Source organism: Pseudomonas mandelii (assembly GCF_024138395.1).
In the GTDB taxonomy this organism is placed as follows: domain Bacteria; phylum Pseudomonadota; class Gammaproteobacteria; order Pseudomonadales; family Pseudomonadaceae; genus Aquipseudomonas; species Aquipseudomonas mandelii_E.
In genome coordinates, this window is sequence record NZ_JAMYDU010000001.1 from 723,161 (window position 1) to 731,891 (window position 8,731).

The following is an 8,731-nucleotide window of genomic DNA, read 5'->3' on the forward strand; positions in this document are numbered from 1 at the left end:
AAAAGCCAACCCATTTGCCTCACGCTGTGGTGCTGACCAGATTGCCACTGCTGGAACCCTTGGCCAGCTCTTTCACCAGATTGCCCGTCACTTGCGCCAGCGCACCACTGGTATCGGCGATTTGCCCCTGAATCGACATCACAGCGGTGGCTTTGGCTTCCGGGGTCGGATAATTCGCTGCCTGAGCGGCCGCCAGTTGCTGTTGCTGTTCGCGCAGTTGCTGCTGAAGCTCCTGCATGCGCTTGAGCAGTACCTGCACCGCAATACTTTGATTGCTGCTTTTTTCGGATTTGCTTTCGCCCTGAGTTTGCGCACCACCACCGGTTCTGACCTGGTTGTCACTACCCGCCTCTTCACCCAGCGCTTGGGCCGAGGCGTCGGACGTCGCTTCACTCAAGGCGTTGATGGTCGCCGGGGACTTGCCCGCGATAGTGATGGCACTTGCATTTGGAAAACCGACAGTAAACGACATGTGAACTCCTGGAAAAGATCCCTTTAAAGGAACATCGACCTGCACAGGGGTTTCTTTAGCACTGATTTGCGATTTCGCAAGGTGACTTTCTTAATGGAGGTCGGAGAGCCGAACGTAAAAGCTATACATGTTCGGAAACCCGGACGCACAAGTGCGAAGATTTCACCGACCTGTAGAATAATAGTTATAAAAATCATCAAGTTAAAAGATCACCTTCTCCAACGTGTGACTGGTACAGATCCTGCTCTTCTTCTACACCTCCGGCGTTCAGATCTGCTTGGGGCCGTGTCTAGATGAACCTGCATCCGCACCGTTTCACTACGAGAGAAAACAATAATGAAATCTGCCTTCAACACTTTTATTCCGGGCGCTTTGGCCCTCCTGCTTCTCCTTCCGACCGCCCTCCAGGCAAAAGAAGTCGAAACCCAACAAAAACTGGCGAATGTGGTGATCCTAGCCACCGGCGGCACCATTGCAGGTGCGGGCGCCAGCGCCGCCAACAGCGCCACCTATCAAGCGGCGAAAGTCGGCATCGAACAATTGATCGCAGGGGTTCCGGAACTGAGTCAATTGGCCAACGTTCGCGGCGAACAGGTTATGCAGATCGCCTCCGAAAGCATCACCAACGACAACCTGCTGCAACTGGGCCGTCGGGTGGCTGAGCTGGCCGACAGCGATGACGTCGATGGCATTGTCATCACCCACGGCACCGACACCCTGGAAGAAACCGCTTACTTCCTCAACCTGGTGGAAAAAACCGACAAGCCAATCATCGTCGTTGGCTCCATGCGCCCCGGCACCGCCATGTCAGCCGACGGCATGCTGAACCTGTACAACGCGGTCGCCGTGGCCAGCAGCAAAGACGCCCGCGGAAAAGGCGTGCTGGTGACCATGAACGATGAAATTCAGTCGGGTCGCGACGTCAGCAAAATGATCAACATCAAGACCGAGGCGTTCAAAAGTGCCTGGGGTCCATTGGGCATGGTGGTCGAAGGCAAATCCTACTGGTTCCGCTTGCCGGCCAAGCGCCACACCATGGATTCAGAATTCGACATCAAAACCATCAAGAGCCTGCCTGACGTCGAAATCGCCTATTCCTATGGCAACGTCAGCGACACTGCCTACAAAGCCCTGGCTCAATCGGGCGCCAAAGCCATCATCCACGCCGGCACCGGCAATGGCTCGGTCTCGTCTCGCGTAGTTCCCGCCCTGCAAACCCTGCGCAAGGACGGCGTACATATCATTCGTTCTTCCCACGTCAATGCTGGCGGTTTCGTACTCCGTAACGCCGAACAGCCTGACGACAAGTACGACTGGGTTGTGGCGCATGACCTGAACCCGCAAAAAGCCCGCATCCTGGCCATGGTCGCATTGACCAAGACCAACGACAGCAAAGAGCTGCAACGGATGTTCTGGGAATACTGATTCGCCCTCGCCCGACCTGTTCCGGGTCGGGCACCGTTGTCACCACTCGCCAGCCTTAGTGAGTGGTTCACGACTTTTCCGATAAAAAATTTCCCACCGTCCTACACCAAACGGAAAAAACTACTGTCAGAGGATTTTCTTGAATTTTAAGCAGTTGCGAAAATGCTTACAGTTAAATACTGTATGCCCGTACAGCTTAATAAGGATAATTCCGTGGCCACTACCTCTGTCTCTCCTGACACCTACGAACGCCTGGGTATGCGCGTTCAGAAAATCATCAATTCCCCCACCGCCCAGAAAGCCAAAGCCGCACTGATCTTTCGTCTTCCGGATGAACCCGTGGATGAGTGGGAACGCTTGCTCGAAGAAATCGACGAGAACGATAACGTCACCCTTGCCCATCGCGACGATGGCGGTGTGCAGATTTTCTGGGTTGTGCCGAAGGAAGATTGAGTCAATGAGTGTCCGCTGGTTTGCTTTACTGCTTCTGTTCATCACCCTCGGCGCCCAGGCTGGCGCCCCACGCACCTTCAACGAAGCCAAGAAAGTCGCGTGGAAGTTGTACGCTCCGCAATCCACCGAGTTTTATTGCGGCTGCAAATACACTGGCAACCGTATCGATCTCGCTGCCTGCGGTTATGTGCCGCGTAAAAATGCCAAACGCGCCTCACGCATCGAGTGGGAGCACATTGTCCCGGCGTGGCAGATCGGCCATCAGCGCGAGTGCTGGCAGCAAGGTGGTCGCAAGAACTGCACGCGGTATGATCCGGTCTATCAAAAAGCCGAGGCCGATCTGCACAATCTGGTTCCAAGCATCGGCGAGGTGAATGGCGATCGCAGTAACTTCAGCTTCGGCTGGTTGCCGGTGCAAACCGGTCAATACGGTTCGTGCCTGACCCAGGTCGATTTCAAGGCGAAGAAGGTCATGCCCCGCCCTTCCATTCGCGGCATGATCGCCCGCACGTATTTCTACATGAGCAAGCAGTACGGCTTGCGCCTGTCAAAACAGGATCGGCAACTGTATGAAGCCTGGAACAAGACCTATCCAGTACAAGCCTGGGAACGTCAGCGCAACAAGAGCGTGGCGTGCGTGATGGGGCGCGGCAACGAGTTTGTCGGCCCGGTAGACATGAAAACCTGCGGCTGACCGGCTGCTGAAAACACAAAGGCCTGGGGCATCACACCCAGGCCTTTGTTCGTTTCTAACCGGCGCTTTTGGTTACTGAGCCGTCGGGTGTTCAACGACCAGCGACTCGATGTTCCTTTTTTTCGCCCGAGTGAGCGCTGCCGTCACTTCAGCTTGTTTGGCTTCTGCCTCGGTTTTCGAATTGAATGGCCCTATCAGGATACGAACCTTTCCATTCTCCCTGATGACGCTGGAAACAAAGCTATGCTCAATCAACCAGCCGCTCAGGTCGCTGACCGCCTGGGGAGTTTCGCCGCGCACCTCGACGTCCCACTGCGGGCCGGTTGTCGCTGCGGGTGCGGAAGCGACTGCCGGTTGCGGCTTTTGAGTGTCAACCCCCTTACCCTCATCGCACCCGATCAACGTCAATACTGCGATTACCAAGGCCATTTTGCGCACAACGCTTCCCTCTGAATGCTGAAAGCGGCGATTTTAACACTCATGGATCCTTCTCGAGCGCCGCAAAATGGGCGCAAAACAACGAGAATGATGGTTGCGGCCTCTGTATAGTTACGCCTTGGGAATTAATGCAGCATCTGCGCGTCAGAAAGAGGCACCCAACCGCGAGACTTCGCACTAATCTATACCTATACCGACCTCTGCACTGTCCGAATCAGGTGCCCCACAAGCAATCAAGGAGAAAACCATGCTGATACTCACCCGCAAAGTCGGTGAAAGCATAAACATCGGTGACAACATAACGATCACCATTCTGGGCGTTAGCGGCCAGCAAGTCAGAATTGGCATCAACGCCCCGAAAGACGTTGCGGTGCATCGCGAAGAAATTTATCAACGAATTCAGGCTGGCCTGACCGCCCCAGACAAGCCGCAAACCCCCTGAATCCTGCTGTAGTCAGTAGCCAGCCTATTCTGTCTCGAATAACGGCTGGCTAAAGATTCAAGCACCGCATCGCTCTCCGCCCAGTCTCTCGTTGCTATGCATTCGCAACGTGGAGCCGATACTACCGTCCTCGCCTCATACCTGACTGTCAGACGTTTCGGATTTGCTGCGAGAAAGAGCGCCCTCCTTCCCGGCTAACCAAACGTTACCCCACGCGCCATGCCCGCGGCAGCCACGACCATCAGCACCAACAGCAGCGCTTCGATATGACTGATACGGGCAAACAGCGTTGCGCGCCCGGTATCGATAGCCGCCCCACGCCCCAGCGCAATCCGCCATTTGATCAGCGCCACCATCGGCGCAATTTCAAGCAGCAGGATGAGAACGAAGAGCGTCATTTTGAGATGAAACAGCGGTTGGTGAAGATAGTAATCAGTGCCTTTTTCGTACCCACCAAAAGCTCGCATCCCACCCGTTACCAAGAGAATGACTGCAGAAATCCCCCACAGATTATCCGCAAGCAAAACGCTGCGCGCCTCTCCCACCCCGGCAATCAGACGACGTAAAGCCTTACCGCGGGTCAGTACCGCCCAAAAGGCCAACGCAAAGGCCAAGAGGTGAATCGTCGCCAGAAACCAGTGAGCCAGCATCGACATACTCCTACAGACGAAGTTGAAACAGCCCTACAGTAGTAGTTCATCGGAGGGGATTTGCCCATGCACGTGGCTTCGCTGATTACCCGCACATCAGGGCGACTGATACGCCGGTTGTTTCAACGTCAGACTCAATTGGCAAATAGCGGGCGCAAAAAAGCCGGGCTCCTGATGGATACCCGGCTTTTGAGAACGTTGGACTTAATCCGTTCTTTTTGAAGTCGAAGTGCGAGCCTTGCTTAATCCTTTCGCATTGTGATCACCAGGCGTAGAGGCCGAAATGGCAGAGGCTTTCGTCACTCCTCGTGTATCCCGGGATTTCGCGATGCCCGAAGTCACTGAACCATGGCCGCTAACACCATTACGATCACTACCGTAGTGATTGCCACTGACACCACGATCGCGGACAGCTTTGCCTGCGTGATCACTGCTCAAGCCATTGCCGTGGCCATTGCTGACACCGCCGGAATGGCCGGACCCACCGTGGCCACCACCGTTACCGCCGCCATTGCCACCACCGTTACCACCACCATTGCCGCCGCCGTTACCACCACCGCCCCCGCCACCGCCGCCACCACCATCCTTCGCGTAGGCGGAAGTCATGATGGACAGGTCAACGGGCAATAATGGGGCGGCCGCAAGCATCATCACGCATGACATGACAGCTGCAAAACTCTTGTTTTTTAATAACATGGGGGGCTTCCGTGAGGTTGATATCGCACGGAGTAATTGACTGTTTCGGTGCCATACAGTTCAAAGGCTGACGACCAGCGGGCAGGCAATGTGCAATTATCGAAAATGCACATTGCTTCCCGTGATTTTGCAGGTCGTTATGCGGCGAGGGTGCGATTGGAATTTGTCGCTTTCATATCAATCGAATGCGCCATTGAGAACCTCGTAGATGATCCCGGTAGCGATCGCCACCAATATCAAATCAGTGCCAGCCTGGCGCCACTCGTAGCCATCGTAGTGCGGAAGCCTGCCGAGCAATCGACCATCGAGTTTCTTGGCGATCCCCGGAGGTAGCGGTTTTCCGCGAGCGAGGTTTTTTTGAATGCCGGGCGGCAAGGCGGGCCCGGGGCTCCAGTAGTCGCGATAACCACCCACGATGCCAAGAACACTTCCTTGATTGATGCTCGGGCCGTGACTCCAATCGTCACCCCCTGAACCTTTGCCTTTGTTACCTTGGCTGGCATTGCCATGGCCTTGGCTGTTTTGTGGGTTTCCCTTGCCGCTTCCCTGGCCCTTCCCGTTTCCCGGGTCGGCCAATGCAGCCATTGAACCGGACGCCAAGGCAAGACACGTCATAGCGGCAATCAACGAGCGAGATCTAAACATATCCGTTCTCTCAGAAAGGGATGCCCCCTGCAATGTAGACGATTATGGGTGTGTTAGTTCAGAAACTGAGATGGCGACAGAGCCAGACGGGGAAAGCCGAACGAACGGAGAGCAGAACTGGCCCAGTCAATTGATAGCTGGGCCAGATGAAACAACTACAGCACTACGGTTGAGAGCATGCCTAAAGCACCCAGGCAAAACCCGATGAGCGCGCCACGTCCCGGTGCCTCATGAAACAAGTACCAAACCACTATCGGCTCAAGGAGCAATAGCGACGTAATTGAAATCACCGTAACAACCCAGATATCACCTACAACAACATAGCCCAGCCAATAGGCTCCTAGCAGGCAAAAACCTGCAACGCTCATCAGCACGACGGGAAGCATGAACTCTTCCCATGAACTACTACCTGTTTGGGCAAGCCTGGCAGTTACTACCTCACTGTAGATCGCGAAAAACTCACCTACCACCATCAATCCTAGAGCAGAAACTCCGAGTAGTTCTTTGGACATATCAAAAATTCCTTCGTATTCAGAGCAAGATTTTTCAGCTCCCAACCAGCAATGTCGCTGGCTGGCGATCCGTTGCGGTGATACGAAGCAGTCTTGAATAGCCCTGAATTACCGAAGTGCTTTTCCATGCTCATTTCCTTCTCGATATGTGAATCCAGGCACCAGAATAGTGAGTGCCTGCACCGATCATACGTTTCGTTAACCTCCGCTAACAACCTGCGTCACTTCAGCCTGGCGATAACGGCCCGACCCTCTCTGCGAGAGCAAGATCCGCGCATTGGGGCATGGCTGTACGAACAGCAGGGTTTTGAGCAGGAATACATTCAGGCGCTGAGGGGGCATGTGGCCTAAAAGATGACGAAGCATTACCAGGAAGGGCACGGCGACAAGACGAGTACGTTGAGGTAGGCGCCGAGTGGGGTTTTGCAAATCGCAGACAACAAAAAAGGGCCCACCTTTCGGTGAGCCCTTCTAGACCGCCCAGCAGAGCGGATTTTGTTTGGTAGGCGCGATTGGACTCGAACCAACGACCCCCACCATGTCAAGGTGGTGCTCTAACCAACTGAGCTACGTGCCTGCTGTGAGGCGGCATTCTACGGAATTCCGGAGGGGTGTCAACACCTTTTTTTCACCTAACCCTATGAATATGCAAAATATTTAATTTCCCGGCTGCAAAGAACATTTTCCGCTGGCTGGCGGTCGTTTTTTAACTCGGGTAGGATCGATGCACTCGTAAAATATATTAAACAGAGGCTGCAGGATGGCGAACACTCCCTACCCAGAGTCCTATTACGCCGCATCGGCTAATGTGGCGCCGCCGCGCCCGGCTTTGCGAGATGACGTAGAGACTGATGTCTGTGTCATCGGCGCCGGCTATACCGGCCTGTCCTCTGCCCTGTTTCTGCTGGAGAACGGTTTTCGGGTAACGGTCCTGGAAGCGGCCAAAGTGGGTTTTGGCGCCTCGGGCCGCAACGGTGGCCAGATCGTTAACAGCTACAGCCGTGATATCGATGTGATCGAGCGCAGTGTCGGCCCCAAGCAAGCCCAGCTGCTGGGGCAAATGGCGTTTGAGGGTGGACGGATCATTCGTGAGCGAGTGGCCAAATACAACATTCAGTGCGATCTGAAGGATGGCGGTGTATTCGCCGCCATTACCGCGAAGCAGATGGACCATTTGGAGTCCCAGAAACGCCTGTGGGAGCGCTTTGGTCACACGCAACTTGAGCTATTGGATCAGCGACGCATCCGTGAAGTGGTGGCTTGCGATCAATACATCGGCGGGATGCTCGACATGAGCGGCGGGCATATTCATCCGCTCAATCTTGTCTTGGGCGAAGCAGCCGCCGTGGAGTCGCTGGGCGGCACTGTTTACGAGCAGTCGCCAGCGGTGCGCATCGAGCGCGGCGCCAATCCCGTGGTGCATACGCCTCAGGGCAAGGTCAGGGCCAAATTCATCATCGTCGCCGGTAATGCTTACATCGGCAACCTGGTGCCGGAGCTGGCCGCCAAGTCGATGCCCTGCGGGACTCAAGTGATCGCCACCGAACCCTTGGGCAATGAATTGGCCAAGCGGCTGCTACCGCAGGACTACTGCGTCGAAGACTGCAACTACCTGCTCGACTACTACCGCCTGAGCGCGGACAAACGCCTGATTTTCGGCGGCGGCGTGGTCTATGGCGCGCGAGATCCGGCGAACATCGAGGCGATCATTCGACCGAAGATGCTCAAGGCCTTCCCGCAGCTCAAGGATGTGAAAATCGATTACGCCTGGACCGGTAATTTCCTGCTGACCCTGTCGCGACTTCCCCAAGTCGGACGCCTGGGCGACAACATCTACTATTCCCAGGGTTGCAGCGGCCATGGCGTGACGTATACACATGTGGCAGGCAAAGTGCTAGCCGAAGCATTGCGCGGCCAGGCCGAGCGCTTCGACGCCTTTGCCGACCTGCCCCACTACCCATTCCCCGGCGGACAATTGCTGCGTACACCATTCGCTGCGTTGGGCGCCTGGTATTACGGATTGCGGGACAAACTAGGGTTCTGACCAACAGACGCAAAAAGGGGCAACTGAAAAGTTGCCCCCTTTTTTACATGTGCGCCATGCCTGGCGCAGACACAAAAAACCCCGGTCTTTCGACCAGGGTCTTTGCTATCGACTCGAAACAGACACTGGCTTTACCAGCGGCTTGCTTCGTAGCTCCAAGGCGTTCAGTGGGCCTTGAGGCAGATATGGCGCAGCGGACGGGACTCGAACCCGCGACCCCCGGCGTGACAGGCCGGTATTCTAACCGACTGAACTACCGC

11 protein-coding genes and 1 tRNA gene are annotated in these 8,731 nt (G+C 55.4%); 5 read left to right on the forward strand and 7 right to left on the reverse strand.

Annotated elements, in window-relative coordinates; translation table 11 throughout:
- Positions 1 to 19: 19 nt before the first annotated feature.
- Positions 20 to 472, reverse strand: coding sequence for a hypothetical protein (locus NHU87_RS03315; RefSeq protein WP_253545582.1), 453 nt, complete (start codon positions 470 to 472; stop codon positions 20 to 22).
- Between the two features lie 336 nt (positions 473 to 808).
- Between NHU87_RS03315 and NHU87_RS03320 the strand changes: the two genes are divergently transcribed.
- The 3 genes from NHU87_RS03320 (at position 809) to NHU87_RS03330 (ending at position 3,044) form a co-directional block, all read left to right on the forward strand.
- Complete coding sequence (locus tag NHU87_RS03320) at positions 809 to 1,897, forward strand: asparaginase (RefSeq protein ID WP_253545585.1); 1,089 nt, start codon at positions 809 to 811, stop codon at positions 1,895 to 1,897.
- A 162-nt stretch (positions 1,898 to 2,059) separates the two neighbouring features.
- A complete protein-coding gene (locus NHU87_RS03325; RefSeq protein ID WP_192343335.1) occupies positions 2,060 to 2,350 on the forward strand; it encodes a DUF1654 domain-containing protein in 291 nt (96 codons plus the stop codon).
- A gap of 4 nt (positions 2,351 to 2,354) precedes the next feature.
- Positions 2,355 to 3,044, forward strand: a complete 690-nt coding sequence (locus NHU87_RS03330; RefSeq protein WP_253545587.1) for an endonuclease — start codon at positions 2,355 to 2,357, stop codon at positions 3,042 to 3,044.
- A 72-nt stretch (positions 3,045 to 3,116) separates the two neighbouring features.
- On the opposite strand, the gene NHU87_RS03335 is transcribed toward NHU87_RS03330, so the two are convergent.
- Positions 3,117 to 3,482 (reverse strand): SPOR domain-containing protein, encoded by a 366-nt coding sequence (locus tag NHU87_RS03335; RefSeq protein WP_253545589.1) that lies wholly within the window; start codon positions 3,480 to 3,482, stop codon positions 3,117 to 3,119.
- A gap of 247 nt (positions 3,483 to 3,729) precedes the next feature.
- Between NHU87_RS03335 and csrA the strand changes: the two genes are divergently transcribed.
- Positions 3,730 to 3,924 (forward strand): carbon storage regulator CsrA, encoded by a 195-nt coding sequence (gene csrA / locus NHU87_RS03340; protein WP_007905913.1) that lies wholly within the window; start codon positions 3,730 to 3,732, stop codon positions 3,922 to 3,924.
- Between the two features lie 194 nt (positions 3,925 to 4,118).
- On the opposite strand, the gene NHU87_RS03345 is transcribed toward csrA, so the two are convergent.
- The 5 genes from NHU87_RS03345 to NHU87_RS03365 all read right to left on the reverse strand — a co-directional run bounded on the left by NHU87_RS03345 (position 4,119) and on the right by NHU87_RS03365 (position 7,004).
- Positions 4,119 to 4,574, reverse strand: a complete 456-nt coding sequence (locus tag NHU87_RS03345; protein WP_253545591.1) for a DUF2214 family protein — start codon at positions 4,572 to 4,574, stop codon at positions 4,119 to 4,121.
- 204 nt (positions 4,575 to 4,778) lie between these two features.
- Positions 4,779 to 5,270 (reverse strand): hypothetical protein, encoded by a 492-nt coding sequence (locus tag NHU87_RS03350; RefSeq protein WP_253545593.1) that lies wholly within the window; start codon positions 5,268 to 5,270, stop codon positions 4,779 to 4,781.
- A gap of 177 nt (positions 5,271 to 5,447) precedes the next feature.
- A complete protein-coding gene (locus NHU87_RS03355; protein WP_253545594.1) occupies positions 5,448 to 5,915 on the reverse strand; it encodes an anti-virulence regulator CigR family protein in 468 nt (155 codons plus the stop codon).
- 155 nt (positions 5,916 to 6,070) lie between these two features.
- Positions 6,071 to 6,427: a hypothetical protein gene (locus NHU87_RS03360; protein WP_253545596.1), complete on the reverse strand. Its 357-nt coding sequence runs from the start codon at positions 6,425 to 6,427 to the stop codon at positions 6,071 to 6,073.
- A 500-nt stretch (positions 6,428 to 6,927) separates the two neighbouring features.
- Positions 6,928 to 7,004 (reverse strand) — tRNA-Val (locus tag NHU87_RS03365).
- 183 nt (positions 7,005 to 7,187) lie between these two features.
- On the opposite strand from NHU87_RS03365, the gene NHU87_RS03370 reads away from it, so the two are divergent.
- Positions 7,188 to 8,471, forward strand: a complete 1,284-nt coding sequence (locus NHU87_RS03370) for an NAD(P)/FAD-dependent oxidoreductase (protein ID WP_253545598.1) — start codon at positions 7,188 to 7,190, stop codon at positions 8,469 to 8,471.
- Positions 8,472 to 8,731: the final 260 nt, after the last annotated feature.